This window comes from Serratia sp. YC16 (genome assembly GCF_009707615.1).
GTDB lineage: Bacteria > Pseudomonadota > Gammaproteobacteria > Enterobacterales > Enterobacteriaceae > Serratia > Serratia surfactantfaciens.
The window spans coordinates 710,954-737,845 of sequence record NZ_WLYN01000002.1 but is presented as its reverse complement, the minus strand read 5'-3'; the positions used below and the strand labels follow the sequence as shown (position 1 = coordinate 737,845).

Annotated in this window: 36 protein-coding genes and 3 tRNA genes; 12 read left to right on the top strand and 27 right to left on the bottom strand. The window is 53.2% G+C overall.

Annotation, left to right across the window (positions count from 1 at the left end; all coding sequences use genetic code 11):
• Nucleotides 1-5 precede the first annotated feature (5 nt).
• On the bottom strand, nt 6-1,547 hold the full coding sequence (locus GKN89_RS10985; RefSeq protein ID WP_154746961.1) for a DUF1073 domain-containing protein: 1,542 nt from the start codon (nt 1,545-1,547) through the stop codon (nt 6-8).
• Entirely contained in the window at nt 1,547-3,166 is a 1,620-nt protein-coding gene (locus tag GKN89_RS10980; RefSeq protein WP_154746960.1) for a TerL protein, read from the bottom strand. The genes GKN89_RS10985 and GKN89_RS10980 overlap by 1 nt, the downstream gene beginning before the upstream one ends.
• Before the next feature lie 75 nt (nt 3,167-3,241).
• Here GKN89_RS10980 and GKN89_RS10975 point away from each other — a divergent pair, with 75 nt between their 5' ends.
• Nucleotides 3,242-3,451, top strand: a complete 210-nt coding sequence (locus tag GKN89_RS10975) for a HEAT repeat domain-containing protein (protein ID WP_154746959.1) — start codon at nt 3,242-3,244, stop codon at nt 3,449-3,451.
• Nucleotides 3,452-3,491: 40 nt separating this feature from the next.
• Here the strand turns inward: GKN89_RS10975 and GKN89_RS10970 are convergent, their stop codons facing one another.
• The 10 genes from GKN89_RS10970 to GKN89_RS10925 form a co-directional block, all read right to left on the bottom strand.
• Nucleotides 3,492-4,514, bottom strand: a complete 1,023-nt coding sequence (locus GKN89_RS10970; protein WP_154746958.1) for a terminase small subunit — start codon at nt 4,512-4,514, stop codon at nt 3,492-3,494.
• Between the two features lie 145 nt (nt 4,515-4,659).
• Entirely contained in the window at nt 4,660-4,863 is a 204-nt protein-coding gene (locus GKN89_RS10965) for a hypothetical protein (protein WP_154746957.1), read from the bottom strand.
• A gap of 93 nt (nt 4,864-4,956) precedes the next feature.
• Nucleotides 4,957-5,439, bottom strand: coding sequence for a hypothetical protein (locus GKN89_RS10960; protein WP_154746956.1), 483 nt, complete (start codon nt 5,437-5,439; stop codon nt 4,957-4,959).
• Between the two features lie 362 nt (nt 5,440-5,801).
• Nucleotides 5,802-6,188 (bottom strand): DUF2570 family protein, encoded by a 387-nt coding sequence (locus GKN89_RS10955; protein ID WP_154746955.1) that lies wholly within the window; start codon nt 6,186-6,188, stop codon nt 5,802-5,804.
• Nucleotides 6,185-6,715: a lysozyme gene (locus GKN89_RS10950; protein WP_308333189.1), complete on the bottom strand. Its 531-nt coding sequence runs from the start codon at nt 6,713-6,715 to the stop codon at nt 6,185-6,187. The genes GKN89_RS10955 and GKN89_RS10950 overlap by 4 nt, the downstream gene beginning before the upstream one ends.
• Nucleotides 6,715-6,969: a phage holin gene (locus GKN89_RS10945; protein ID WP_154746953.1), complete on the bottom strand. Its 255-nt coding sequence runs from the start codon at nt 6,967-6,969 to the stop codon at nt 6,715-6,717. The genes GKN89_RS10950 and GKN89_RS10945 overlap by 1 nt, the downstream gene beginning before the upstream one ends.
• Before the next feature lie 123 nt (nt 6,970-7,092).
• A complete protein-coding gene (locus tag GKN89_RS10940; protein WP_154746952.1) occupies nt 7,093-7,536 on the bottom strand; it encodes a PACE efflux transporter in 444 nt (147 codons plus the stop codon).
• Between the two features lie 840 nt (nt 7,537-8,376).
• Nucleotides 8,377-8,451: transfer RNA gene (locus tag GKN89_RS10935), tRNA-Gly, on the bottom strand.
• A 2-nt stretch (nt 8,452-8,453) separates the two neighbouring features.
• A tRNA-His gene (locus GKN89_RS10930) sits at nt 8,454-8,534 on the bottom strand.
• 2 nt (nt 8,535-8,536) lie between these two features.
• Nucleotides 8,537-8,613 (bottom strand) — tRNA-Ile (locus GKN89_RS10925).
• Between the two features lie 317 nt (nt 8,614-8,930).
• Between GKN89_RS10925 and GKN89_RS10920 the strand changes: the two genes are divergently transcribed.
• Together GKN89_RS10920 and GKN89_RS10915 are read left to right on the top strand one after the other, a co-directional pair.
• On the top strand, nt 8,931-9,992 hold the full coding sequence (locus tag GKN89_RS10920) for an N-acetyltransferase (RefSeq protein ID WP_154746951.1): 1,062 nt from the start codon (nt 8,931-8,933) through the stop codon (nt 9,990-9,992).
• Nucleotides 9,970-10,347 carry an ASCH domain-containing protein gene (locus GKN89_RS10915; protein ID WP_154746950.1) on the top strand — a complete coding sequence of 126 codons (378 nt, stop codon included), beginning with the start codon at nt 9,970-9,972 and terminating at the stop codon, nt 10,345-10,347. The genes GKN89_RS10920 and GKN89_RS10915 overlap by 23 nt, the downstream gene beginning before the upstream one ends.
• A 29-nt stretch (nt 10,348-10,376) precedes the next feature.
• Here GKN89_RS10915 and GKN89_RS10910 read toward each other — a convergent pair whose 3' ends face one another.
• From GKN89_RS10910 to GKN89_RS10865, 10 genes are all read right to left on the bottom strand, one after another.
• A complete protein-coding gene (locus tag GKN89_RS10910) occupies nt 10,377-10,739 on the bottom strand; it encodes an antiterminator Q family protein (RefSeq protein ID WP_154746949.1) in 363 nt (120 codons plus the stop codon).
• On the bottom strand, nt 10,736-11,020 hold the full coding sequence (locus tag GKN89_RS10905) for a DUF1364 domain-containing protein (protein WP_060443310.1): 285 nt from the start codon (nt 11,018-11,020) through the stop codon (nt 10,736-10,738). Before GKN89_RS10905 ends, GKN89_RS10910 begins: the two co-directional genes overlap by 4 nt.
• The gene (locus tag GKN89_RS10900) at nt 11,017-11,613 is read right to left on the bottom strand and encodes a DUF1367 family protein (RefSeq protein WP_154746948.1); all 597 of its coding nucleotides are present in this window, start codon (nt 11,611-11,613) and stop codon (nt 11,017-11,019) included. Before GKN89_RS10900 ends, GKN89_RS10905 begins: the two co-directional genes overlap by 4 nt.
• A 59-nt stretch (nt 11,614-11,672) precedes the next feature.
• Nucleotides 11,673-11,849 (bottom strand): hypothetical protein, encoded by a 177-nt coding sequence (locus GKN89_RS10895; protein ID WP_154746947.1) that lies wholly within the window; start codon nt 11,847-11,849, stop codon nt 11,673-11,675.
• Between the two features lie 476 nt (nt 11,850-12,325).
• Nucleotides 12,326-12,700, bottom strand: a complete 375-nt coding sequence (locus GKN89_RS10890; RefSeq protein ID WP_154746946.1) for a hypothetical protein — start codon at nt 12,698-12,700, stop codon at nt 12,326-12,328.
• Between the two features lie 14 nt (nt 12,701-12,714).
• Entirely contained in the window at nt 12,715-13,197 is a 483-nt protein-coding gene (locus GKN89_RS10885; protein WP_230328964.1) for a replication protein P, read from the bottom strand.
• Nucleotides 13,198-13,201: 4 nt separating this feature from the next.
• Nucleotides 13,202-14,203: a DnaT-like ssDNA-binding domain-containing protein gene (locus GKN89_RS24300; protein ID WP_230328963.1), complete on the bottom strand. Its 1,002-nt coding sequence runs from the start codon at nt 14,201-14,203 to the stop codon at nt 13,202-13,204.
• Nucleotides 14,204-14,265: 62 nt separating this feature from the next.
• The gene (locus GKN89_RS10875) at nt 14,266-14,502 is read right to left on the bottom strand and encodes a hypothetical protein (protein ID WP_060447357.1); all 237 of its coding nucleotides are present in this window, start codon (nt 14,500-14,502) and stop codon (nt 14,266-14,268) included.
• Between the two features lie 14 nt (nt 14,503-14,516).
• Nucleotides 14,517-14,969, bottom strand: coding sequence for a toxin YdaT family protein (locus GKN89_RS10870; RefSeq protein WP_154746944.1), 453 nt, complete (start codon nt 14,967-14,969; stop codon nt 14,517-14,519).
• A gap of 10 nt (nt 14,970-14,979) precedes the next feature.
• A complete protein-coding gene (locus GKN89_RS10865; RefSeq protein ID WP_103773913.1) occupies nt 14,980-15,225 on the bottom strand; it encodes a YdaS family helix-turn-helix protein in 246 nt (81 codons plus the stop codon).
• A gap of 88 nt (nt 15,226-15,313) precedes the next feature.
• Between GKN89_RS10865 and GKN89_RS10860 the strand changes: the two genes are divergently transcribed.
• The 8 genes from GKN89_RS10860 (at nt 15,314) to GKN89_RS10825 (ending at nt 22,430) form a co-directional block, all read left to right on the top strand.
• On the top strand, nt 15,314-15,712 hold the full coding sequence (locus GKN89_RS10860; protein WP_347343976.1) for a helix-turn-helix transcriptional regulator: 399 nt from the start codon (nt 15,314-15,316) through the stop codon (nt 15,710-15,712).
• A gap of 510 nt (nt 15,713-16,222) precedes the next feature.
• Nucleotides 16,223-16,417, top strand: a complete 195-nt coding sequence (locus GKN89_RS10855; RefSeq protein ID WP_057523605.1) for a hypothetical protein — start codon at nt 16,223-16,225, stop codon at nt 16,415-16,417.
• Nucleotides 16,418-16,499: 82 nt separating this feature from the next.
• A complete protein-coding gene (locus GKN89_RS10850) occupies nt 16,500-16,808 on the top strand; it encodes a hypothetical protein (RefSeq protein WP_154746943.1) in 309 nt (102 codons plus the stop codon).
• 129 nt (nt 16,809-16,937) lie between these two features.
• Nucleotides 16,938-17,168: a hypothetical protein gene (locus GKN89_RS10845; protein WP_149570733.1), complete on the top strand. Its 231-nt coding sequence runs from the start codon at nt 16,938-16,940 to the stop codon at nt 17,166-17,168.
• A 162-nt stretch (nt 17,169-17,330) separates the two neighbouring features.
• Entirely contained in the window at nt 17,331-19,940 is a 2,610-nt protein-coding gene (locus tag GKN89_RS10840; RefSeq protein ID WP_195934004.1) for a RecE family exodeoxyribonuclease, read from the top strand.
• Between the two features lie 14 nt (nt 19,941-19,954).
• Nucleotides 19,955-21,022 (top strand): RecT family recombinase, encoded by a 1,068-nt coding sequence (locus GKN89_RS10835; protein WP_154746941.1) that lies wholly within the window; start codon nt 19,955-19,957, stop codon nt 21,020-21,022.
• A 75-nt stretch (nt 21,023-21,097) separates the two neighbouring features.
• Nucleotides 21,098-21,373 carry an excisionase gene (locus GKN89_RS10830; protein WP_015377485.1) on the top strand — a complete coding sequence of 92 codons (276 nt, stop codon included), beginning with the start codon at nt 21,098-21,100 and terminating at the stop codon, nt 21,371-21,373.
• A complete protein-coding gene (locus GKN89_RS10825) occupies nt 21,348-22,430 on the top strand; it encodes a tyrosine-type recombinase/integrase (RefSeq protein WP_103101180.1) in 1,083 nt (360 codons plus the stop codon). Before GKN89_RS10830 ends, GKN89_RS10825 begins: the two co-directional genes overlap by 26 nt.
• Before the next feature lie 316 nt (nt 22,431-22,746).
• Here GKN89_RS10825 and GKN89_RS10820 read toward each other — a convergent pair whose 3' ends face one another.
• The 4 genes from GKN89_RS10820 to ftnA all read right to left on the bottom strand — a co-directional run bounded on the left by GKN89_RS10820 (nt 22,747) and on the right by ftnA (nt 25,267).
• Nucleotides 22,747-23,088: a YebY family protein gene (locus GKN89_RS10820; RefSeq protein ID WP_004940890.1), complete on the bottom strand. Its 342-nt coding sequence runs from the start codon at nt 23,086-23,088 to the stop codon at nt 22,747-22,749.
• 69 nt (nt 23,089-23,157) lie between these two features.
• Entirely contained in the window at nt 23,158-24,039 is an 882-nt protein-coding gene (copD, locus tag GKN89_RS10815; RefSeq protein ID WP_370520193.1) for a copper homeostasis membrane protein CopD, read from the bottom strand.
• Nucleotides 24,040-24,041: 2 nt separating this feature from the next.
• On the bottom strand, nt 24,042-24,425 hold the full coding sequence (yobA, locus tag GKN89_RS10810) for a CopC domain-containing protein YobA (RefSeq protein ID WP_019454719.1): 384 nt from the start codon (nt 24,423-24,425) through the stop codon (nt 24,042-24,044).
• Nucleotides 24,426-24,748: 323 nt separating this feature from the next.
• Nucleotides 24,749-25,267, bottom strand: coding sequence for a non-heme ferritin (gene ftnA, locus GKN89_RS10805; RefSeq protein WP_019454718.1), 519 nt, complete (start codon nt 25,265-25,267; stop codon nt 24,749-24,751).
• Nucleotides 25,268-25,611: 344 nt separating this feature from the next.
• Between ftnA and GKN89_RS10800 the strand changes: the two genes are divergently transcribed.
• Nucleotides 25,612-25,842 carry a DNA polymerase III subunit theta gene (locus GKN89_RS10800; RefSeq protein ID WP_019454717.1) on the top strand — a complete coding sequence of 77 codons (231 nt, stop codon included), beginning with the start codon at nt 25,612-25,614 and terminating at the stop codon, nt 25,840-25,842.
• 31 nt (nt 25,843-25,873) lie between these two features.
• Here GKN89_RS10800 and pip read toward each other — a convergent pair whose 3' ends face one another.
• On the bottom strand, nt 25,874-26,827 hold the full coding sequence (gene pip, locus GKN89_RS10795; RefSeq protein WP_025159932.1) for a prolyl aminopeptidase: 954 nt from the start codon (nt 26,825-26,827) through the stop codon (nt 25,874-25,876).
• Nucleotides 26,828-26,892 lie beyond the last annotated feature (65 nt).

The window sequence follows — 26,892 nt, the reverse complement described above, 5'->3', positions numbered from 1 at the left end:
AGGCCTCAATCCCCGCGTTGGGTCGGATCTGACGGAGGGTCTTTTTCCGACGCGCTTTCCTCGAGGTTGAAGTTTTCGTCGTCTTCGTCGTCAATCTCAATCTCCCCGCTTAAATCCAGACCGCTATAGGGGCTGTTCGGATCAGAGGCCAGTTTTTCGCGCACCTCGTTATTCGTCACTGAGCCAATGGACTCGTAAATCTGGTCCGTCTCCGCTTCTGTTTTGCGGATGGCGGCCTGCTGTTCACGCGTCATTTCGTGCAGGGATTCGAATTCAAAGGTGATATCCGGATCGATGTCGCCAAACTCCGACAGCTGGATAATGTCCATCACGCGCTTAATCGGGTGCTTGAGCAATCTGGACGCGCCGGCCGCTATCGTGTCGTAGAACACCTTGATCTCGCCCTCGCTCGAGGCATTCAACCCAGTGGGGCTCAGGCCTGCGAACTTCACCGACGGGATCGCGCTGACAAAGAACATGTGTTCTTGTGCCTGCGCCTGCAGCGTATCCAGCCCACTCAGTGGTGTGTTGAACTGGAAGAACTCCTCCTGTTGCTTGTCCAGAATCAACAAGCCGCGCGTGTCCCGCGTGCGGTTATACAGCTCCGCGCGCTTGGCATAGTTGGGATCGTTCTTTCCGCTTAACGCATTCCCCATGTTCGTGAGGATGCCGCTCAAGGAGAAGGAATGAAGCACATCACCCACGCTATCGCGGGTACGCAGCCAGTTATTGACGTAGGGCTCGGCGATTTGTGTCAGCGACAAGCCACCGAAGTTATAGGCCGGCTTCAACATGTCAGGCACCGGCCGGGAAATCAGATCCAACATGCGGCTGGCGTGCACGGTCTTACCCATCACGAACCACTCCGCAGGCTTGTAGAAATCATCGCTCAGCGGATTATCGGCGTTGTAGATGCCTGGGTAGGTCCATACCGGCTCAATCACGCGAAAGCCCACCAGCGAGCCAGGCGTGATTTTTTTGTTGGACAGGAACAGCCGGGATTGCAGCTCCTCCGGATCCGTCCATGCGGACAAACCGCGCGGGGAACGCACATCGATGTATATCTGGCCGCGGCCGAAAAATCCGTCGTGCTCAATAGCCAGGCGGAAAATATCCTGCACCTTGTAGCGCTCCATCGCCTTAACGAGCAACGCGATGCGGTCACCCTTACTTTCATCCCCGTCACTGGCCGCTTTAACCTTGATCCATTTGCGGGTCATTTCCTCGGCGATCACGCTCACCATCCGGCGATATTCCGGCAGTTGGGCGAGTTGCGCCAAATAGGGGTAGCCAGGGAAGCCGCCGAAAACGTAATCGGGGTAGCTGCCGTTCAGTGAATCGTATGGCGTAGCATCCATCGCAAGAATTCCACTGCGGATATCGTCAGGGATAACACCGGCCGGCGGTTCGTACTTCTCGAACTCACGCCGCTTTTTGTGTCCGACCTCGGCGAGCATCTCGTCGCTGATCGCAATCCCTGGCGATTTTGGCGCCTCCTGCACTAGCGGCGCCTCGCCACTCGTTTTTTTTCGCTTAAAGGGCCACATCAAATACTCTCCAAAAAGTCGTCGGAAATGAGCATTGGCATTTCCATTGGGGCGTAGGCGATCATTGCCGAGTCGGCGAGGTTCGGTGATTTGGTGCCGTCAGGTTTTTTATCAACCACGATTTTCCCCACACCATTCACCGTGTAAGTGGGCTGGGATAATTCAATAACCAGCTTGTCCTTTTTTTTCATCGTCCCAGAGATGGAAATAATTTCGTCAGGATCAAACTCCATCCCTTCAGTCACTGCGCGGTAGGTTTTTTGGAACCGGGTACGCAGTGACCACCACCCCTGTGCTTTGGCATTGGCGAAAAAGTCCTTGTTAAGGCGGGCTGGCCTTCCGTTATCGCCACGAACGGCCTCGCCTTCGGGATCGAATACCGCGCCGCTACCGCGGAATGGGACAGCGACAATTGTCGGTATGTCCTCAGCTTCACGGTTTTCGTTTATTACCCGTGCGTCGCCGCGCGCCCCGGCCCCCAGACCGTCTGAGTCAAACCTGAAGTGATCAAGCAGTTGCTGATCGCAAATGTTAAAAGCTTTCTGAACGGTTCCAAAAATGTCGTCGCCCTTCCCCGACCACTCGTCGATATCCTCCAGGAGGAAACCGTGGCGGGACGTAAAGGCGTTGGTGTCCTTGCCCTCATCGGCAACATCCAGCGACCCCATGCGCACGCCCGTTGGCTCGATGCCAAGCGCGATGTGAGCGTCGATCGCCGCCTGCACCCATGCAGACGGGATCAGCACGCCCTCGACGGATGCGCTGTAGTTGATGTCGATTTCTTGTGCCACGGTGACCGCGTCGAGTTCCTCTACCTGCTTGTCGTACCAAGCCTGGTCTTTGCGAGGGTCATCACGCCAGTGGAACGTAAACACGTCGATCTTGCCGCTATGACGGCGCTCAGCGAAGGAGTTGGCCATGCCGTTCGGCGTTGAAATGTCCTGCCGGCAGTTGGTGGTGGCAGATAGCGAAGCATCAACCAGATAAGGCCGCTCCAGGAACGCGGATTCGTCCACGATGTAGAAACTGGTGCGGTCACCACGCCCAATGCCGTCGCCGGCCTCACCGGTCATTGCTGATTCGGTTTCCGGGAACAGAATTCGCATGTGCGGCGCGTGCTGTTTGGCACTCCAGCCTCCACGAAACTCTACCGGCAACAGGCTAATGAAGTTACGGGCTTTGTCGAACAGCGACTTCGGTGAGCCGATTTTATCGACGTATTCTTCTTTGCGAGAGCCGAAGCCGGCAAAGACACCATGATTGAACAGGCAGAGCGACGACGCCATCCCTACCGTCAGCCACGACATGCCCATGTCGCGGGTTTTCTCCGTGATGCCGGGTTTTGATGCCCGCCAGTGCTCTACAAACCACTGGATCCACTCCTCCTGCTTTGGGAACAGCAGAAATGGGATACGCGCCGGTAAGCCACGCTCGACGTTGCGCGGGTCAACCGTCATTCCCCAATCAATGATGAACTGGGCCGGGTTGTCCTTATAAAAGGCCTTCATGATTGGGAGCGATTCAGGATTAGCCCTGATACGCTGCAGGCGCTCCATCCGCCATTCGAACACCTGGGTGTAATCTGGTTTTTTGAAGTTGAACGGGAATGGAATGGGCATAACGTGATCCATGTACCTTGTACTTCATTGACTAAAACAACATATTAATTGTTCTTAATAATCAGTGGAGGATGTATGTTACCGAATGTTAGTGTCAGACTTCTGGAATTAACCCGTGACCTTAATAATCAGGTTAAAATTGCAGCTATTTACGCTCTTGGAGAGGGTGGTGTTGCACTGCCAGCCATTACCGAAAGATTGTTAGAACTGAGTAATGATTTAAACACTGATGTAAAAATAGCGGCTACGAAAGCCTTGGGTCGCATGTCTCGCCCTGGGGCATAAAGTTAATATTATGGATAATGCCGCCAATGTGATGGCGGCTTTACCTCATCAGCTTACGATAGGCCTCTGCAGCTTCTTCCGGCGTCAGGTTGACGCTTTCCGTTTTTACAGGGCCTCCATCCGGGCCACTGAGCTCAGTCTTGTTTCTCACCATGCCCAGGTGCTGCGCCACCATCTTCAGCGCGTCATCCTGATTACGGGTGATCACCTCAATCCCGAACTTGCCTTCTTTGATGCCAGCGAAGAGCCGCCGGGCGGCACCGGTCAAATCTCGGGAGTCGTGGAAGTGTGCGCGGCCAACGCCAGCGCCATTGCACCGGGGGCATTCAGGATTGGGATCCAGCATCGCATCAAAGCCGTAACCACCTCTGTCGGATGGCTCAGGCTTATTTGCGGCTTTAGCCTTCACCGATGCCTCCTCGTGCTCCACCGCATCCATCCACTGATACTGGTGGCCGAAGCCCCAGCAATAACGGCAGCATAACCGGCGGTACTCAGTGATCTGGTTGACGTCGGCCGTGGCGATGTCCCACCACATTCTCAGGACAGCATCCTGCGTTATCTGGGTGCGACGTTCGCGAGCAGCCAGCGCGTCGCTGATTGCCCTGTTCACCTTAGCGTTTCTATACATGCGGCTAGCGCTGACATATGCCGTGTTGCCTTCGCCCTTCCCACCCGCGCGTTTGTATGCCGCCGTCCTGTTCAGATCGATGAGGTACTCATTCACGAAACGCCACTGCATATCGTTTAACCCGTATTTGCGCGGGTCTAGGCCTGGCGTATCGTCATCCCCATAATCGGCATAAGGATTGATGTCATTATCCGGGGCGACTGCTTCTATGTTGGCTTTGGGACTAGTACGCACCTTTCCATTATGCGTACCGCTTTTGCGTACCTGCGTACCTTTTTGCGTACCGCTCTTTCCCTTGCGTACCCAGCCATGCTTTTTGGCGCGCTTCCTAATTGCCCCCTCACTGAGGCTGTATATCTGTGCCAGGTCGCGGAGAGAAAGTTGACCGGCACAGTAATCGCGCTCAAGGCCGCTTTCTTCCGGTTTTGCCATAACGTTCTCCGTGAATAAAAAAGCCACGGGCAACCATGATCTGAGTGATCGGTGGGTGTCGCCTGTGGCTTTGCTTGCGCATTACGCAGCACCTGGATAGATGCTCTGTGATGGGCAATAAAAAACCGCCCGGAGGCGGTTTAGTTTAAACTCTCTTTTCTAAGACATCTTGTATAGCATCAGCCAAACGTTCAATGCTCTCAGCTACGTTTGCGAGATCAAGCTTTACTTGATGAGCATTGTCACCAGAACCAACAGATGCCTTTGCAATTTCTAATGCAGCATCTACAGCTTTAATTCTCTTCCGCTGCTCTCGAGTTGCAGTGGGGCCATAATAACCATCTAGCATTTCTGACTCCTTCCGATTGATGGGATTATTTATGTTAGCACCCCTTAAACCCTCAATCGATGCCAGCACATCACATTATTAACATCAAGCACTCTACAAAGAAGTATTTAGCAGCTTATCTTCCTTTCTAATTTCAACTATTCTATCAATTATAATTTCATTGTTAATCTTACCCTGCAGGTAATCATAAACTAGCAGGGATATTTCATTATAAATTTCAGATGCTTGATTCCTTAAAACTTTGTTATGGAAAGTTAACGTCCCCTCATAAACCTCGTCAAGACTCTTTAAAATTGAGAATGCTTCATCGACTTGATGCTGAGGTTTATTAGATGAAGCGAACATATTCCTTGAAAAGGTAATTTTCATCTGAAACCGAAAAACAGATAATTTGAGTTTCTTTATTTCTACTGCCTTGTCTTGCAACTTCCAAACACTGATGGCCCGATAGGCAACAATTGCAGCAAAAAGTGTGACCCCTGTAGAGCAAAAGGCAGCAACCATGCCCCAAAAAGCCCAGTTTGCTGAGTCTCGAGCCGCCAGCATCGACTCATAAGAAATTAAATCAGCGTCCATTTTCACCTCACGATTTTGACGAGGTGATTTTAGTTACCGTCTCTCCGGCTGTCACACCGTTTCTTCTACCACGGCTGATGTTTCCGCTATGACCGCCCCCTAGCTCGCGGGTTATTAAACGTATTTGATTTCTCCCACCCGCTCACCGTGAGGAGCCCGGGTCGTGGCTAAGGCAGGAGAACGGCGACGGCTCGGCGCTTTGGTGATTTCACCTTTTCGGCAAGGCGGCCCGCCAGGCATTCAGTGTGGCAATTCTGCCGGCACAAATCTTCAGTGAGGTTTGTAGCGCCAGCGTATAGCCGACGGCGTCGCCCCATGTATCGCCGGCCATTTCTGGCTGCTCACATAGAGTAAATACGGATTCAGGGGGAAGGAGGATTAACGGCACCGGGGTTTGTATCGGCGGCCGGGCGCAAGAGCTCAAGCACAGCGGCAGGCAGAGGCTGAGCAGCGCAGGCATCATTCTGGATTGCTTCACGATATTTCCTCTGGTAGTTTTCGCCCTGCTGGCGCAGCTGCTGCTCTCTCCGTTGTTGTTCGGCCATCATTGCGCGATTACGGGCGTCATCCGCGCGCAGTGTGGTGATCAGTCCTGCCTGCTGCGCCAGCGTCTTCTGCTGTTCTGCAGCCTGCTGGCGTGCCAGGTCCAACCGGTGCGACAACAGCGAGCTGTAACCACCTAGGCATATGGCTGTCACCAGCAGGAGCAACATTCCCCCGCCGGCCAGTTTTGAGATCCAGCCGCTCATTTGTCCAATCCCCAGCAAGCCAGTTCGGCTTCCTGATCGCGCCGTACGATCTGCCCGTAGCAGTTATTCGAGCGGATGCGGCAATCTCGGCCAGCGTCGTATATCCAGCGGCGGATTTCGCGGCAGGCGCCAATGCGGTCGCCGGCGTTCAACTTTTTGTAAAAAGTGGAAGTGAAGCACTTTCCGGGGCCAATGTTCCACGGACAGAACGAGGCGATCCCGACTTTTTGCGGTTCGGTCAGAGTTACCTTGACGTTGCGGTCTACCCAGTCGAGCGCCTTTTTCTGCTCTGCTGCGTCAATCTGCTTGCACTGCTCGGCGGTCAGGCGCTGCCCCCTCACAACCTTCTGGCCGTTGACCATCGTCACGCCGCCGCAAATTGTCCAGATGCCGACTCCGTCCTGGTATGCAGTCAGGCGCTGTCCTTCTTTTTCTTCCTGAAACTGCGACATCATGACCGGGGCCGATGCGCCAGCAGCAATCAACGCCAGCATAGCGGCACTAAGTTTGGTCTTTACCGAAGCCACTACTCGCCCCCTATCAGGTCAACGTCTTGCGCGTTAATGATCTTGTTTGAGCGGTCAATGAGGTACATTTTCAGTAATCTTTCTCGCCGGCACCTGAACCAAATACCCACGATGCACCCAATAAAGGAACTGAGGATGCCGACAAAAATGCCGATCACCATCCACTCACTGGGCGAGAAATAATTTATTGCCCCAAGCAGCAGGCCTACCAGCCAGCCACCATGCGTGGCGCTATCTGCGATTTTTTCCGGCATGGATCTCACCTTTCCCCCTTCCGGGGATCTGTCCCGGTACCGGGTGATAAAAACAAAAAAACCACCTTCCGGTGGCTTTCGATTGCACATTGAAAAATGTGCGGAAATTTAAATACGATACTCTTAGCTAGTAGGCTCGCGCTTAGTCACCAAAATCCAACGAGCGTAGTCGTAACACCAGTTGAAGATGATCGTATAAGGCAGGAAAAAGAGGACTAATCCAATCTCAACAACGAAAGCCTGAACTAAAGGCAGCCCAAGCAGAATCATTGCCATCGGCGTTAACAAAACAATCAGCCCAACCTCAAATGTCACTGCATGCGCTACACGCACCATGAAGCTCCGCTCAAACCCATACCTATTCTGAAACTCATCAAAAAATTTGTTGAAAATGTAGTTCCAGATGGTTGCTGTCAAAGCAGAGGTTACAGAAAGCAATGCGGACTGGATCAGCGGAACTTGTAAGGCAAATGCGACAAAACAAGCAGTTAGAACATTTGCTAACAGTTCGAATAGAACTGCATGAAAAACTCTTTCTCTACGACTTTTATTCAGCTCAATCTTCATTTTACCTAACTTTATGTTTCTCAAGAAGAATGGGCGCGCATTGTAGACGACTATGATTAAACTTCTTAATAACGAATTACTATGAAACGTGTTTTTTTATTGGGAGTGTCACGGTTGAAAGAGTTCATCCAGCAGCCGTAAACACAGCCGGTAAGAGGGGGTGCCGTGTGTGTCGTCCGTTGGCTGGGGCTGAAATGCAAAAAGCCCCGCACTATGGCGAGGTTTGAATGTGGTGTGGTAGCGGGACTCGAACCCGCATTCAGGATCAGCATTAGCATCATGCCTTCCCTGCCAGATAGCCCGGTTGATGCTTTACTCTATCCATCTAACCCGCAAGCGGGAATTGAGTTGCACCACACAGATAAGAACACTGCATTATTCAACAGCTATCAAGCAAATTAGGTTTCTCAGGCCCGCCCGATAGCTGCTCATGCTCCCGCTCTGTATAAAACCCAGCGCTTGCAATGCTCTTAACTGTTGTGATCAAAAAAGCCTGGCGATTTCCAGAAATTTCATTTTCAGCTCAAGGCAATGAGACGCGCTCCCCGCTTGATTTCCATGTAGCTTCTTTCAAAGTGAAATACCTCCAACACACCGAACCAGTCTTTTTTAATAGCCGCCTTACGCAGCGACCGATCATCGCTCCATTGACGCTTAAGCGTTCGAATTTGCCACCAGCGCTTTATGGTGATAACCAATATTAGTCTCGATATAAAGGTGGAAAGTGAGTGAAGTGACAGCATAGTCTTTACTGCGCTGTCCGCTGTCCGCTGTCCGCTGTCCGCTGTCCAGGTGGTGGCGTCTGAACAAAAAATGCAACCTGCATTATGGCGTCATGTTTGGAGCGGTCAGCGGGAATCGAACCCGCATCATCAGCTTGGAAGGCTGAGGTAATAGCCATTATACGATGACCGCATTGGTCCGCCATCGAGGTCTCGAACCCCGGCTCTTACTTCCTGTCACGAAGCAATGCTCTTGCCACGTTGAGCTAATGGCGGTTTGGTGGCCCTTGCAGGGCTTGAACCAGCGACCAATCAGTTATGAGCCGACTGCTCTAACCAACTGAGCTAAAGGGCTGATGCGAGGATAAAATGTTGAGTGGCGGCCGGCGCTTATCTTCGGCTTGTCTCGGAGGACTGCAATTCACCACAACCGGAGAGTATCCTACATCGCCGACAACTACTAGTGAAGTTCACCGATACCCTCTCCGCCGCCCACTTCACAAACCAGAAATAAAAAACCCCGCCGGAGCGAGGCTTCTGAATGAGTAAGCTACCTGTCTGCGTAACCACTCTTATCACGTTACAACAGTTTTTGCGTACGCGTGAGTTATTTCGTATATTTAGCAAGTGACTACAAACAGTTGAAGCATTATAAGAAAAAAAAGGATACCTATGGATAACCTTATCTATCAAAAATTTAGTGATTTCGATCACAAAGATCCGTTTTTTGACTCTTTGAAAGCTGATTATAAAGAATTCCCATCTTGGCTTACTAAAAAAGCAAAGGAAGGAGAGTCTGCTTATGTCTTATACGGAGACGAGGGACTAATAGAAGGGTTCATGTATTTAAAAGAAAATGATGACGGGGGTGGTCTTGATCCTCAACTTCCAGCTGGAAATCATCTAAAGATTGGCACTTTTAAATTCGAATCTAAGAGAACACTACGTGGACAGCGGTTCCTTAAAAAAGCATTTGATAGAGCTATAAGCTCTGGTTCGAATGATATTTATGTAACCGTTTTTGAAAAGCACGGCCATCTGATTAGGCTTTTTCAAACGTATGGATTTTATCGCCATGGTCAGAAAGACACTCCAAACGGAAAGGAGTTTGTCTATGTCCGCTCATTAAATGAGGTTAATGGTGATATTCTACTTGATTACCCATTAATATTAAACCGCAACACTAGAAAGTATTTGCTTGCCATATACCCTGAGTTTCACACACGTTTATTTCCTGACTCAAAGCTAGTCACTGACTCACCAGATATTGTACAGGATGTATCACATACAAATAGCATTCACAAAATTTACATATGCGGAATGCCGACTGTATCAAAAATGCAACGAGGGGATATAATAGTTATATACCGCACAGGAGATGGTAAAGGGCCTGCATTCTTTAGAGCTGTAGCCACTTCTATATGTGTCATCGAAAGCGTAAGAAAAATTGATGACTTTAATGACGAGGAAAGCTTTGTAAATTACTGCGGAAAGTTTAGCGTATTCAGTGAAGAGGAATTAAGAAAATTTTACAAAAACAAGCGGTATCCATATGTTCTGCGCTTCACATATAATCTAGCTTTACCTAAACGTCCAACGCGTGGTAAAATGATTGAAGATGTTGGTTTAAATGGCACTAAAGGTTTTAGATGGAGCCATTTTGAACTAACAGATCGTCAGTTTAACGAAATAATTGATTTAGGCAAAGTCGATGAAAGTTTTATTATCAATTAAACCTGAATATGCCGAGAAAATTCTAGACGGAAGCAAAAAATTCGAGTTTAGAAAAGGGATATTCAAGAATGAAAAAATCACAACCGTAGTGATTTATGCGACCATGCCGATTGGTAAAATTGTTGGTGAATTCCAGGTTGATTCTGTATTAACTGGCAGTCCTGATGCTGTATGGGCTGAAACAAAGAAATTTGCTGGAATTACAAAAGAATTTTTCGATATGTACTATGAAGGAAGGGAAAAGGCATTTGCGATTAAGATCGGCTCTGTCGATAAGTTTGATGCCCCTCTTCCGTTATCCGCTCTTGGTAACAATATTACCCCTCCACAGTCATACCGTTACCTTTTAGCGTAATACATGCCCGGATCTCTCCGGGCATCCGTTTAGATCATATTCAGTTCAATATCCAGTATAGCTAGGCACCCTCTGATAAAACCTTCAGCAGTTTGCATCTCCTTCCTGACAGTTCCATCTGAGCATTTACGTATTCTTGCTATCTTTCGCAATGACATGCCGTAAACATGGTGCGCAATCACTAGGTCGTACTCGTCCGGCTTGTACTGCTTCAGCCTTGCCACACATCCGTCTATCACCAACCCATCATCATCGCAGCAGGACAGTTTACCATTGGACGGATGAGGCAGTAGTCCCTTGAAGCCTGCAGCGATTGATGAATAATCAATGCCACTACTTTCTCTTGCCCACACTCCCCAACGGGACAGCACTTCGTACATGTCCAATTTCATAGCTTTCCTTCCTTTCTCAAAATTTCTTGCGTGCGCATGACGCCTTCGGCGTGCATCAGTCTGGCGTCGTTGGCGTCGATAAGGCGCGTGCGTCGGTCTACTTCATCGTGGCAAGCGCTGCAGGCCCACGCTGCCTGTGTGTCGTCTGGCTTTATTGCCGTGCCGCACGTGCCGGCCAGCCGATAATGTGCGGCGACGGTTGTTTCTGGGTTTCGGTTACAGATGCCGGGGATCCTGATTTGGCAATCACGGCCGCGGGCCTCGTCTGTCAGTTTGCTCATGCTGCATAATCCAGAAGCTGAGCCGCGGCGTTCTCTGCCTCGGCGATGGTTGGGAAGGATTTGTTTAAGATGAAGGTCCACAGCACGTTAAGCGCTGCCTGGTATAGGTCGTTAAATTCTAGGTCGTCCATTTTTGCGAATGAGATCGATCGCGGCTCGCGCAGGGTCGAACCGTCGGGGAGTTCAAAAAGGTCATAATGCCCCGCTTCGACGGTTACCCATCGGCGGAAAGCGTGGAAGGATTTTGCAATCGTCAGCCGTTCGGCGCGCTTCTCGGCCACCAGCTGCAGATATTCGTCCGCCGGCGCATAGAACACGCCAGCATCGTCAATATGGCGCGCCAGGCGATTGATATACCCGCGGAGAAATTGGCGCTCAAACGTTGATACTGCACCGCCAGTCGGGATCCAGTATTCAAAACCGAGATTCAGGAGTGAGAAAAATTTGCGGTGTAGTCCGGAATTCCGGGCGCGCTTAAACTCGCCAGTGACGACCGCCCCCAGCTTGAGTTTGTTCGTGACGAAATCGGCCGTGTCGGGCGTTGCCGGCACGAGGATCCCGCCTTGGGATTTGTAAAACGAATACTGCGCCATTTTCGTCTCCGTGGTGGCGCAGCAGGTGATCAGCTGTTCAGGCTGATGAGAGGATTATATCACTTTCTCCGGACGTCGTAGCCCATACGTCGGAGCAGCACAATCATGAGCTCAGTATCGGCGACGATCTGGCTCTCCTTCAGCGGTAAAACCGCAGTTATCGCCCCGTGGGTCATGTAAACCAGCGCCCGACCATTCTCAGGCAAAACATGAGCAACATCTTGTTTTACATCCATTATATTTTTCTCCGACATTCTCGGATTCACTTCGTGCTTTAATTATTACATCAAAATACTGTACATATAAACAGTATTTTGTGTGATTTACTGCAAAACAAAACCCGCCTTAGCGGGTTTGAAAATTTGTCGATATACCTCTTTTTACACTTTATTCAGCATCCCCGGAGATACAATCGTCAACAATACGTCAGAGAAAACCCATTATTGCCATAAATTTCACTGTCATCGGACACTGTCTGTGGACTTCTCAGACGGATAATTTTAAAATCTCAGGCCCAGTATAATGAGATATGCGATTTTGGTCGTTAAGGAGGTAAGCCTTGGCCAAATTTTTGAGCTTACCCGCGATATCTGGAGCTTTATCTAACGGTTAAGTTCGCAAAGATAGTCACTCCGGGCATATTTTATTGAGGTGACTGAGGGGCAACCCAGATCGTACAGCAAACTGGGCGCCGGGTTTTACCCGGCGTTTTTTATATAGTAGTTACCCCCGCCAGCGCCTGATCAAACATTTTGTGTATGAGGCAAAACCGTAGCTCTATTGGGTTGAAATGCCACAGCGTTTTGTCCGGCTTGGTTTTCTTCCCGGCTGGCCGGAAATTAACTTCCCCCAGCTCGTAGAAACGCTCATTCACGCCTATCAGGTGATAGCGCGCCTTGTTCCCCTGCCCGGTCCGGATCATGTTCACGTTTGGCGACCGGAGCATCGATTTCAGCCGAATGCAGATCTGCGATCGTGTCATGCTGTTCCCTGGGTGTTTTTCATGCGTTAGTGCGCGGATCTCCGCAGTGGAGAGATTTTTGCCCTGGATAAGTTCGACAAACTGCCGTGTTGTGATTCTGGTCATTGGTCATGCCTCGGTTATTTCACGTTGTTGTTACCCATGCTGGCGCGGATCCGTGCCAGCATTTCCATGCCCTTTCGCTGATAGCGTCCGTCGGTGTCAGCGACTTGTGCATCGCCCGGTGGCCTGTTCTCCAACGCTTTCGTTTTTCGCACTGGCGGGATGGAGAATCCCATTTCCACCTGCTTTGCCCACTTCGCCAGCAGCCGGCCGGCCAGTGCGGCGAGTTCGTTGTGTCCCAGCTTGCGCTCTACGCCGGCGCGGCGGAGCTCCGGGCAAATCTGGAACAGCACCGGGTGGCGCCAGTCGAAACTATCTGCGCCGTCGAAACGCCAAGATTCGTTGCGCCAACGCCGGTATTCGGTCATGACGTCGTCCGCCGACAGGCCGAACGCGTTGGCCGTGCACTCGCCGACGATCGCAGTAAATTCCGCAAGGTCAGGCGGCCAGTGGTTACCGGCGCTGCAACGCTCCATGCACCGGCGCGCGGCGTAGGCCAATTGGTCATCTGAGAATTTCGAAATCGTCTGGCCCCAGATCGTGGAGGGTGCCACCCCGTTCTTGGTCACCCAGCGGTTGGCGTAGATCCCCGCCATCGTCTCCCAGAGGAGCCAAGCCCTGTCGCTCCCGTTCTGCATTTCGTGCGGCCCTGACCTGCTGCTGAGCGGTAGCGGCTGCTGCGGTGTATCTGGTCGCATTTGAACCTCCTGCATGCTGCTTTCGTTTGGCCGCCGCCTGGCGCTCGTAGAGCACGCTGTCGGCGAATTTCTGCTCCCACTGCGTCTGGTTAAATACCCTGCCCTCGGCTTTCCAGTACGCCTGGAAGCTCGCCAGCTCCTGCGGGGTATATCCCGGCGCCGGGCCGTCGATAATTCGGCCCCACAACGCCGCCAATCGCTGGAAATCAACCGTCGGCGCCCAGTTGGCGCTCATCGGAAACTTTCCGCATGGGTTCTCGTCGTCTTGGTCTTCCCAGGGTGTCGGCGGTGATCCCTGTCCATCTGGTGAAATTTCGCCCGCTCCCAATAGAGAGAGGGGTTTATCTTTTAGATCTTCTTCTTCCTCTACTTCTGGTAACGCTTTTTGATACGCATCTGTAACGCTCGCAGCGTTACTAATTGCGTTACCTTTTGCGTTACTCCCGCGTTTCACTTTCCTGGAATTTGCAACGCGATTATTCGTAAGTGCTCGTTTTTTCGATGAATTCCCGTTATGCCTTTCAAAGTTCGGAAAAACCAACGTCTCCCCATCGAGCGCCAGCCAGCCAACGCTGATCAGCGCATCTGCAAAACCGGAAACGAAAGTGATCCGATCAACTGCATTTTTTGTAACGCTCGCAGCGTTACACTTTGCGTTACCGTCAATGGTCTGTTGATCGGCCCACGCCCATAATCTGACCAACTTGCCTAACACGGCGTCCGGGTCCAGATTCAGGATTTCCGACAGCTGGAACACCTCCGGTTTATCCGGGGTTATCACTTCAACCTTGATCCAACTTGCCGCCATATGTGCCTCAACTTTCTGTAATCTGTAACGCCGACAGCGTTACGGTTTGCGTTTCTAAAAGGTCAGTTTCGCGCCGTCGCGCGTGTTCCCTGCGGCGCTGGCTTCCCTTTCAAACGCTGGCAGTGCTTTGCAAAACTTCGCGCCCAGACCAACAGGTCGGGCAGTTTCATGTTCGGGTTGTGGCGCTGGTGCTGTACGGCAGCCGCCGCCGACGTCGTGGCGACCGCCTCGTCGAACCGTGCCTCACGCAGCTGCGCGGTGATCTGCTTCTGCAGGAAATCGTCGTGATTAATGGTCATTGGTCATGCCTCGGTTAATGCAGTGCGCTGTAGGCTCGCCGCAGCTCGTAGAAGCTGCGCTCTGCCTCGTCGCACTCTCTTTCAAAATCTGCCGGTGATGCGTGCAGCAGCGCGGCGGCGATCGCCTCCTGGTGTTCCTTCAGCGCGCGGATTGCCAGGTATTCGATGCTGTTCCCCGCCACCAGCCGGGCGCGCAGCACCGCCGGCAGCGCAGCAAGGATCGCCGGCTGCAGTTCCTGGATTTTCTGGCGGGCGCCAGCACTATCGCTGTCGAGCCAGCGAAAGATCTGCTGCTTGTTGTTGTGCCATGCAGCATCATCAACGCTGCCGTCGGCGCGTTCGATCTGCGCCAACTGCGGTGCCTGCATTTTCAACTTGAAGTAAGCGCGGGTGATTTCCGCCGCGACCGTGCGCTGAGTGGCCCATCCGCGCAGCGCGTCGCGGATCTGCTCGTGTTTGATTTCCATATATCAATCCTTAAGCCCCAGGTTTGTTATCCTGAGGTTCTGGTGGTAAGCCAGAGGTTGGGTTTGGGTGAATGTCAGGCCGAATTTCATGCGGCGTGACGCCTGTTAGTTCATAAATTTTCAGCAAATGAGCCTCTGGGACACGGCCGTTATATTTCTTTACCCAGCGGTTCAGAGAAGAGGGTTTGATCCCTAACATAAGAGCCAAACGACGCTGGTTAACTGCAACCTTGATGGCTTTGTCTAGTCCGGTCATTGCAGACCTCCTTGAAGTTAAAACACAACAAGTGTGAGCATAAAGCTAACATATGTCAACAACAAGAGAAATTGAGGGGTGTTAGCCGGTGGCTTATACTCACATAATGAAAAATACAGACGACGCCCAGACCTCGCTGGTTACCCAGCGCCTAAATGAATTGATGGAAGCCAAGCATCTTTCAAAAGCTGACTTGGCACGAATTGCTGATGTCAGCAGATCATCAGTTAACGGATGGTTTAAAAGGGGGAGCATCAGTAAAGAGGCTGCTTCCAAGCTTTCGAGCGCTACTGGTGTCTCTATAGCCTGGCTGCTCGGTGACGACACAGAAGGAAGTGGTGATCTCAGCCAAGAAGAAAGAAAGCTTCTCGACTTATATCGCCAATTACCGGGAATTGAGCAGGCTAACATGTTGGCTGCTTTTGAAATGCGCCTGAATGAATTAAAAGAATTCTACACTCGGTACGTTTTAAGAAATAAAGAATAATCAATCATATACATAGAACCCTCTATCGAAGGCCGCTTAAAAAGCGGCTTTTTTTATGCCCTCATAAAATTTTCTAGTTAGCCAAATGTTGACACATGTTAGCTTTTAGCTCACAATTCATTTCATCAAGCAGCAGCGAACAGGCAGGAAGCCCACGAAGTAGCCGCCCGGGGCGCACGAAGACCGGGATGATTCGCTAACGCAGCAGGTGAAAAACGTTCTGACAGCTGGAAAGACAGCACTGAGGCATGACCAACAGACCACACAGCAGAGGGCAACACGATGTTCACATCATACGAAGAGTATTTCGACAGTCTGGCGGAAGGCGAAGAGGCCATGTCAGAAGCAGAATTTAACGCAGCTCTCCAGTAACACTCACCGCGCCCTACGGGGCGCCACCGAGGCAATCATGAGCGACAGAGGTTTCTGGATTGTAATTGTCGTCGGCACCTGCGGCCTGTTCTGGACGGGAGTCATCGTAGCTGCACTGATTTTTAAAGGGGCATGGCAATGAGCAAGATTGTCCCAAACAGCGGTAAGGCCGTCAGCCTCCGCAACACGCGCACCGGCGCACCGTGGGTAGCATCGTTCGATTACATCCGCGGCCGCTATCGGTTCGAACCTGTCGGCAATCTACGGGCCATCAAGCGCCCTTTTGAATCCCTGCGGATCCCGCCGGAATTCGAGCCAGCCGGCACGCACTAAAGCACCACCTGAAACAGCAGTAAAAAATGCCCGAATTAATGGGCAGGACCAAACACGCACTTTAATCAAATGAGGCATGACCATGAAAGTAACTAGCGCAACTTTAGTTTGTGAAAAAATCCACGCAGGTATTCATTCCGTATCTGAAAACGACAATGTCATTGGATATATCGCCAAGACCAAAAACGAAGAATTACCTGTTGGTGCAGTTTTAGCAGACGGAACCGATCTCGGTGAATTTGATTGCCCTGACTGCGCAGTAAAAGAAATTTACCGCAAAGCAAACAATATTACTGACGGGCATTTAATTACCAGCGACGACAAGAAAGAAATGCTTTTGGCCTTCATGATGGCAATGCTTGGCGGCTCAGCAGAACGCACAACCCACTAATTGCTGTGTGTAGTCTTCCCCGCCAGCGATGGCGGGGCTTTTTCAAATATTGAAATGCGTCATGCGTTTCCCTCCCGGGGCGTCAACTCGTAGGGCGCATTTCAATTAATCAAAGAGAGGGTTTATATAATGCAAACTTTCAACACTGAATTAGCAATTGAGGCCCAAAGCCAATATTGCAATGACAACCGCCTTCCGAATTTCTCGCCAATTGACGGGATTTGTTACCGCTGCAACAAAGATGTTTATGTTCCAGTTGAGAATAAATACGGCGACTTTGTCTCCGGAATTTCCGTAGAAAAGGCAGCGAGCACCCACATTATTGATTGTCCGCACTGCCGAATGAGTTATTGCGATTAAAAGTAAAAAGGCCCGCACAAGGCGGGCCAGTCTACCGGCTTAACGTCCCGGTGACGGGCTGCCAGGGGACCAACCCTAACAGCCGAGGCATGACCAATGACCACATCGAGGATGCAGCACCGATCGGGCTGCATTCTACCTAAAACTCAGGAGAATTGCACAATGCAAAACGTCTACGCCTATCACTTAAAGGCAAAGCAAAAGTCAGGGAAACCCTCGCTTTTCATCTGGTTTGAAGCAAAGAACGATGCGCGGGCAAAGCGTGACCTCGAAAACCACATCGAGGACGCCGAGCTGGATCAATCCGCTTACTTCAAGCCGGTGCGCACCAATTACCCCGTTGTTGACGATCTGCCGCCAGAAGCGGCGTTCTGTGATACCTGGTGCCTGCGCTACAAACTGGACGATAACCTGTCGTGGCAGGTCATCCCTGCGGCTGAGCGCGAGCCGCATAAACCTGCAGGTGATGCTGGTGCATCAGAAACCAGCAGCAGCCAAAAGCCACAGATAGACCAGAAGACCAATGACGGCGGGGATCCAGCTCACGGGCAAGAGCCGCGAGCGTACTTCGCAAAAATGAGCGCTGACACGCGGGCTGTCGCCGTCATCCTGCACGGCTTCGAGGTGATCGATACCGTGCTGAGTAAATCGCAGATGACCAATGTCATAAACACCGCATTGAGCGGCGAATCCGCTTATATCGCCGATATGCTGCAGGCTCTACGCCTGCCTGCCGTTTCCTGCATGGATCCCGAGCGCTTCGCGGCTTTCGTTGCCGGGGTCGCGCGTCGCTATGAAGAAACCGATCCTGAATCGACCTTCATCAATATCCGCAAATACGTTGAGCAGCTGCTGAAACCGGCCACGGAGCCGGAAGCAGAAACGACGAAAACTGTACATAAGCGCGGCTATACCCAAACGCATGACGCCCTTGACCGTGAGATCGCCTGCGCGCTGTGGGTCGGTGATGTCGACTGCCAAAATATCGCCGGTGAGATCGATCGCTGGGCGCAGAAAAAAATAAAAAACGATGACGAAGACTTTAAGCGTTGGTCAATGGCGCTGCGCGCTGCCCCGAACATCCTAAAATACAGCCGTGAGACAATTTTCGGTGTGATCCGCAATGTTCCATCGTCTGATATGTACCACTTCCCCGCCACACTCCGCGGCTGGATTGAGAAATATTTGTCTGAGCATGGCGTTTATGAATTTGGCGCGGCGCCGGACGCCGTGCAGTTGGCTGCAGAGCCAGAGCCAGAGCCAGAGCCAGAGCCAGAGCCAGAGCTTGTCAGCTTAGGCGGTGCCCACTTCGATGCGTCCAGTCTTTTCAAAGCCTCCCCGCTGGCTGCAGTGCAGGTTGATAGCGAACTGAGCGAAGATACCGAGCAGCAGCCGGCGCCAGAGCAGACATGCAAAGACGCCTCAAACGACGATGAAAAAGCGGAAGTAGCGCAGCGGCAAGAAAGTGAGCCAGCAGCAGATTGCGCACAGGCGTATTTCGAGCCAGGCCGTTACGCTGATATTTCAAACACAGCCTATCACGCTGCGAACGGCATCAGCAGCACTCAGGTGAAGGACGCGCGCATCAGCCTGATGTATTACCACGGGCGCCACGTCATCAAAACGATCGGCCGGGAACGCAGCGACGCGCTGACGTTCGGTTCGCTGGTGCACACGCTGGCGCTTGAGCCAGAGAATCTGGAGCGAGATTTCAACGTAGAGCCGATTATCCCGGACGGCGCTTTCACGAATACCGCCTCAATGCGCGCATTTATCGAACAGCACAACGCCAGCCTGCCGAAACAGACCGACGCCGATACGCTGCGTGCCGTGATCGAGAAGCATAACGCCACCCTCCCGGTGTCGTATGCGTTGGGCGGCAATTACGAAGAAACCGCGCAATTTTATGTTTCACTGCCGGTTGAGTTTCAAAGCCTGGCAACGGCCGAACCTACGGCTTCAGCGATGAAGGAATGCATCAAGAAGTACAACGCCACCCTATCGGCGCCGTTGAAAACCGCCGGCGGCCGCGACGCACTACTGGAACAACTGACAGCCATCGATCCGGAGTTTGTCGAGAAAGAGCGCGCGATCCCGGCTCCGCTGTCGGTCAGCGGGAACAAAGAAGACATGGCGGCGCGCATCAAAACGATTCTGCCAACAGCCATCTTTGCCGACGAACTGTTCGATGCCTGGAAAAACTCTGATGACGGCCGTCAGCTGGTAACCCAGCAGCAAATGCAACACGCCAAAGCCATTCAGCGTGCGCTGTTTACCCATCCTTCAGCGGGTCCGCTACTGCAGCATGAGCAGCGTGCGGTTGAAGCAAGTTATTTCGGCTTTGATGAGGAAACCGGCCTCGAGGTCCGCGTTCGCCCTGACCTTGAGATCGATCTTAACAGCGTGCGCGTAGGTGTGGATTTGAAATCAGTCAGCATGGGCCGCGTAAAGCAAGACGCGCTGCGCGCCAAGCTGCACCGGGAAATTATCGATCGGGACTACCACCTCAGCGCCGCCATGTATAGCGACATCGCCGCCTTTGATCAGTTCTTCTGGATTTTCGTCAACAAAGACGAGGGCTATCACTGGGTAGCTATCGTCGAGGCTTCTCCTGACCTGCTTGAGCTTGGCCGGCTTGAGTACAAAAAGGCGCTGCGCGACATCAAAAACGCATTCGACACCGACACCTGGCCGGCACCGATCACCGAAGAGATCGTCGACGACTTAAACGACTATGACCAGCGCCGCATGGAAGCGCTGCGCGTTGCGTAAGGGGCAAAAACATTATGAGCAATATCAGCATTCCTGAAGAAAAAACGGCATCGGTCACTGACTCGAACATCGCGCTGTTCAACCCGCAATACCTGACCGCTATCAACCAATTTGCGCAGGTCATGGCGAGCGGTACAGCGACGATCCCCGCCCATCTGCGAGGGAACCCGGCCGACTGCATGGCGATCGCCATGCAGGCCGCCCAGTGGCAAATGAACCCCTTCGCGGTGGCTCAGAAAACGTTCATCGTGAGCGGCGTTCTCGGGTACGAGGCGCAACTGGTTAATGCGGTGATTTCCACCCGCGGGCCGCTGGTCGACCGCATCAACTATGACTGGTTCGGTCCGTGGGAAAAGGTGATCGGCAAATTTGATATTCGCAAAGGGGATAAAGGGGAGTATCGCATTCCTGGCTGGCGCCTGGCTGATGAAGAAGGGATCGGGATCCGCGTCTGGGCAACGCTGAGGGGGGAGGATAAACCGCGGGAGTTAGTGCTCATGCTGGCGCAGGCCCGCACCCGCAACTCTACGCTCTGGGCTGATGATCCGCGCCAACAACTGGCCTATCTGGCAGTGAAACGCTGGGCGCGCCTGTACTGCCCGGAAGTGATTCTCGGCGTCTACACGATCGACGAGTTGGAAAAGACGGAAGAACGCGAAATTAACCCGCAGCGGGGCGCCTCGCGTGTCAGTGTGAGCCAGCTTGCGGACGGACCTACCGCCGCCCCCGTGCAGCAGAGCGCCCCGCCTGTCGATACGGATGATATTGCCGGCGGCATTCGGACAGCTATCGATCAGGCAGAAACAACAGACCAAGCATCAAATATCCGCGCACAGGTTGAAGAGTTACGTCAAAAGCTGGGGATCGCCGCTTACACCGAGTTGAAAAACAAAGTGATTAAACGCCACCGGCAGATCACCGCATGCGGCAGTATCAGTAGCCAACTGAAAGACTGTCGGAGCGCCGAGGAGTTCGCTGCGGTAGAGGCGCTGGTGCGACGGTCAGAGCGAGATCTAAGCGCTGATGACATGGAGCGTTTCCAGCTAGCGCTCGACGATATGCGCCCAGAGTTTCAGGGCTGATTTTGGAAAATCAACACACAACGCCGGCCACGGCTAATATTGTGGCCGGTTGTGCTGAGTAGTGAGGCATGACCAATGGCTAAATGGATGACTCTCGAAGAATGGCGAGATGATAACTACACCGATAAAAAACCAAGCATTCAGACGCTCTGGCGCTGGGCGCGCAATGGAAACTTCTACCCGCCGGCGGAGAAGCACGGCAAGCAGTACCGACTGACACCAGGGACTATTTACATCAACCCCAAGGACTTCAACCTGGGGAGAAAAATAAAGGAAGCGCAGAGCCCTAATCCCGCGAGGCTCGCGTTCATGGAGAAAGTGATCAATGGCACGGCGAAGGGAGGGTTATGACATGCGCTTACCGAAAAACCTAACATTCCGTCGAAACCGGAACGCGTTCTACTGGCGCAATCCAGTCACCAAAAAGGAGATCTCTCTCGGTCAGATTTCGCGACGCGAGGCTATCGCCCAGGCTATTGAAGCCAACCACTATATCGAACAAAATTACTCTCCCGTTCTGCTCCTGGAGAAAATTAAGGGCAGCCACGAATACACGCTGAACGCCTGGCTCGATCGGTATGATGTCCTATTCAAGCGGCGAGAACTGGCCGAGAACACATACAAAGTGCGCGCTGGCCAAATTGCCATTATCCGGGAGCGCCTGGGCGACATGGTGCTGACAAAAATCACGACACGCCACATCGCCGAATTTCTCGAGTTTTGGATCGCCCAGAACAAAAAGACAATGGCCGCAACCATGCGATCGGTGCTGTCTGATATTTTCCGCGAGGCGATCGTGGAAGGTCACATCGAAAACAACCCTGTGACCCCTACCCGCGCGGCGAAAGCTGTCGTGATGCGCGAACGTCTGGAACTGAAGCAATACGGGCCGATTCGAGAGGCTGCGGAGACAATGCCGCCTTGGTTCTGCCTGGCGATGGATCTCGCTCTGGTCTCCGGCCAGCGCCGCGAGGATCTGACACAAATGCGCTTTAGCCATATCGTTGACGGCCGCCTGCAAGTTGAACAAGGCAAAACGGGGGCTTTGCTCTCCCTCCCCCTTGATCTTGAACTGAAATGCATGGGCCTGCGGCTTGGCGCCGTTATCGACCGATGCCGATTGGTCAGCACGACGGACTTCATGATCAGCGCTGGCATCAGGAAAAATAGCCCAGATGGTTCGATCCATCCCGACGGGTTAACGAAAAAATTTGTCGCCGCGCGGAAAGCATCGGGTTTGGAGTTTCAGGAAAGCCCGCCGACGTTCCACGAGATCCGAAGCCTGTCCGGCCGCTTGTACGAAAAGCAGAACGACAAGGCATTTGCTCAAAAGCTGCTGGGGCATACAACGGAAATGATGACGCTGAAATATCTTAAAACGAGGGGGAAAGAGTACGTGATGCTGTAAAAGACCGAATATCAAAATTCGGACATATTTCGGACATTTTCGGACAAACGAAAATAAATCCTTTAAAATCAACAACTCAAAAAAAGACCGAATACGATTCCTATATTCGGTCTAGGGAAATGGCTCTTGGGAGAGAGCCGTGCGCTAAAAGTTGGCATTTAATGCAGGGCTTGTTCAGCCGTGCACTTTAAGAGTAGCCTACCGCGCCAGTTTTGCCAGCCGCCCGGCGGCCGCGTGATAGTTTCGTGACGAAATAACTATGCGGCAAATGCGCATCAATCCGCGCACATTGGACAAGACGTTGGCAAACAAGCGGTTAGTCAGCGCACAGCTTCTCGGCGCGCTCGATGAACGGCGCCATGCTCATTTTTTTCCCCGGTTCGGCAGGGTCGTCCAGCAGGATCACCTCCAGCGGCTGCGCGCGCTGATGGCCCTTCTTCACCTGCTGCTCCGCCGCGTCGTTGAGCGGGTATTGCATCAGGGTGCTGTTATTCAGCACGAACAGCGCGCCGCCGCTGCGGCACTGCAGCGTCACCTCTTCCTTGGTGAACGCCCACTGTTTGCCGTACTCCAGTTTGGTGATGTTAACCAGTTTGTCTGCCGCCAGCGCGCCGGTCGCGGTTGCCAGCAGCGTAATGCCGAGTAATACCGATTTCATGTGATGGCCTTAAGGTTGCTATTCGCGTCGATTTTCCCGCAGCTTGCCGGCCTGCGGCAAGCTGAAATGTCATACCGGCGCATAGGTTGCAAATAAACTGACCAGCAGCAGCACCGCCATTCCCAGCCCCACTTCGATCCAGCAAGCCAGCACCACGCCGCGCTGCGCCAGCGCCGGTACACGGCTCATCGCCGGCACGATGGCGTAGCGATTGGCCAATGCCACCATCACCATCAGCGCCACCAGCGCGGTTTTGATCAGCAGCAGGCGCTGATAAGGGGAGCTGAGATTTAGCGGCCAGCCGCCGAGTATGATCAGGCTGTTGACGATGCCGGTAACGATCACCGCCGCCACCGCCAGGTGCCCCCAGCGCGAGAAACGGATCAGCGTGGTGATGGCGTCGCTGCGCCACTGCGGCGGCTGCAGGTAGCGCAGGCAAACCAACAGCGGCGCCAGGCTGCCGAACCAGTAACCGGCGGCCAGCAGGTGTACTGCATGGTTGGCGCGGTGCAGCGCGCCCAAGGCGCCTTCATGCATCGCCGCATGGCCGATGAACGCCAGGCTCACCAGCAGCAGCGCCGAACACAGCGCCAACGCCTGCGCACGCGGCCGTTCCGGCAGCAGCAGGCTCAGGATCGCCAGCAGCGACAGGCCCAGATGCCAACGCCACACTTCGCCGAAGGTGGTGCCGAGTACCGCCCACCAGACCTCCAGCCGCCAGGCGTCTTCCCAACCGTCGCCCATCTGCCCGGCCTGGATGGCCAGCAGCGCCACGGCGGAAAGCCCGGCTACCCAGGTGCCGGCAAGCAGCAGCGGACGCACATCGCGGGAGAGGATCGGGGAGAGGCGCTGCGGTGACAATAAGGCGGTGAACAGACTGATGCCGAACATCAGCATCACCGCCGCAAAGTGCACCAAGCGACACAGAACGAACAGGGTCGCCAGACTCACGGTCAGTTTACGGTGAAGCTGTACTGGCCTTTGGTTTTATGCCCGTCGACCGACACTACATGCCAGCTGACGTTGTATTTGCCCGCGCTCAGCTCGCCTTCGATCGGCACGTTGACCTGGGTGTTGTTGTTCGGATCGAGCTGCAGCTTGCCGGTTTTCACCACGGCGTTGTCCGGGCCGGTGATTTTCACGCCGCTGAAGTTCGGCTCGATGCCTTCGGAGAAGCTGAGGGTCAGCGCCTTCGGTGCCGGGCTGACGCTGGCGTCGGCCTTCGGCGTTTCCACTTTCAGGTGGGCGTGCGCCAGCGCTTGCTGTGAAGACAGGCCAACGAACAGGACGAAAATGGTGGAAAGCAGGCGACAGGAGGAACGAATTTTACCGATCACAGTGGTATCCCTTAACAGTAAAAGAGGGTCATAAGGGTTAAGGCCACAGCCAAGGCGATGTATCAGCGGCCCCAACCCACCGCAAATGATTGCGCCACGGGTAAACAGAAAACGGGTTGTATCGGCTAACCCGCTGTTTTGACTCTACCATCCCTGTAGCGTATCGCGGTAAATCATAACGACCACACTGCGGCAAGTCGAGCGCATCACTGGCATTTTGCGATCCGGCAGCACGTATCGCCGCATAACCGCGATAAACGCAGGGTAAAAAAAACCGCGCGTCAGGCTCGCCCGCGCGCGGTTTTTCGACGTTCTTCCGGGGATCAAGCCTGGCCGTTACCGCCCTGGCCCATCGCGCCCATCTTCTTCAGATCTTTGTCGATGAAGAACAGGCCTTTGCCGCTGGTGCCCACCAGCGCCAGCTTATCCAGCACGGATTTGAACAGCTTCTCTTCTTCGTGCTGCTCCGCCACGTACCACTGCAGGAAGTTGAAGGTGGAGTAATCATGAGAGGACATTGCCGCGTGCGCCAGCTCGTTGATCTGACGAGTGATCAGCTTCTCGTGTTCGTAGGTCTGCTCGAACACATCCGCCAGCGATTCGAATTCCACCGGCGGCGCGGCGATGGTGCCCAGCAGCGGCAGAGAGCCGGTATCGCTCAGGTAGTCGAACAGACGTTGCATATGCTGCATCTCTTCCTGAGAGTGCTCTTTAAGAAATGCGGCGGCGCCTTCAAAGCCTTTATCGCTGCACCATGCGCTCATCTGCAGGTACAGGTTGGCGGAGTAGAACTCCAGATTCAGTTGCTCATTCAGCTTTTGAGTCATTTCTTGCGTCAGCATAATGATTCCTTTTATTTTGCAGGTCATGAATTTAATTTCCGCGCATTATGCCCTGCTGCCGTAAAAATAAAAACACCTTATTTACACTCAAATCACATCAATTATAAAAATATTATATATCAACAAATTACAATATCACCACCACATTGAGAATTAACATGATAATTATTTTCATCTTTTAGTTTAATCAAAAAGCGAATCATTCTTATTTAAAAGAATAAATAGATTGCATTACTGCTGGATAAATATCGCTCCCGGCAACGGCGTAATGGGCTTGCCAAGCGCCGCCGGGTGGATTACCTTCTGCGCAGATTCAATGCGGCAAAGTAAGTAAGGAGCATAGCGTGGGTTACAATCTGGCCGAGCTGCCCAAAGAGGAAATGGACAGGGTGAATGTGGATCTCGCCGCCTCAGGCGTGGCGTACAAAGAGCGCTACAACATGCCGGTGATCCCGGAAGTGGTAGAGCGCGAGCAGCCGGAAGCGCTGCGCGATTATTTTCGCGAGCGCGTGGCGCATTACCGCGCGGAATCCCACAGGTTTTCGCGCCTGCCGTACGAGCCAAAGGCCAAATAAAAAAACCCGCCGTAACGGCGGGTTTTTTGCATCACTTGCCGGCGAACCGGTCGGTGGCGATCATCAGTTGGTGCAAGATGCCCGGTTCGTCATACGAATGCCCCGCCCCTTCCACGATATGCAACTCCGCTTCCGGCCAGGCCTTGGCCAGATCCCAGGCGTTCTGCACCTGACAGGCCATGTCATAACGGCCGTGGACGATCACCGCCGGAATATGGCGGATCAGCGGCACGTTGCGCAGCAGTTGGTCGTCGCTTTCCAGGAACCCCAGATGGGTGAAGTAGTGGTTTTCAATACGGGCGAACGCCAGCGCGAAATCATCCTCGCCGAACGACGCAGACTCGCGGCTCGGCAGCAGCGTGACGGTCTCCCCTTCCCACACGCTCCACAGCTTGGCCGCTTCGAGCTGCACCTGCGGATCGGTCGAGGTCAGCCGCTGCCGGTAGGCGGCGATCACGTCTTTGCGCTCGTCATCCGACAGAATGGACAGCACGCGCTCCCATTTATCCGGGAAGAAGCGCGAAGCGCCGTCCTGGTAATACCAATGCAGCTCCTGCTTGCGCAGGGTGAAGATGCCGCGCAGCACCATTTCACTGACGCGTTCCGGGTGGGTCTGCGCATAGGCAAGCGCCAGCGTGGAGCCCCAGGAACCGCCGAACACCAGCCACTGCTCAACGCCGGCCATTTCCCGCAGCCGCTCAATATCGGCCACCAAATGCCAGGTGGTGTTGTTGTCCAGGCTGGCGTGCGGACGGGAACGGCCGCAGCCGCGCTGATCGAACAGCAACACCTTATAGCGTTCGGGATCGAACAGCTGGCGATGGTGCGGAGAGATGCCGCCGCCCGGCCCGCCGTGAATGAAAACCGCCGGCTTACCGTTCGGGTTACCGCTCAGCTCCCAGTAGATCCGGTGGCCATCCCCAGTGTCCAGCCAACCGCTGTCGTATGCCGCTAACGGCGGGTACAAACCTCGTAATTGTTCCATGGCGCTTTCCGTCTCTCTGTGAGTCATGCTTTCATCAAAGCGGAAGCCGCCCGGCAGGTCAACGG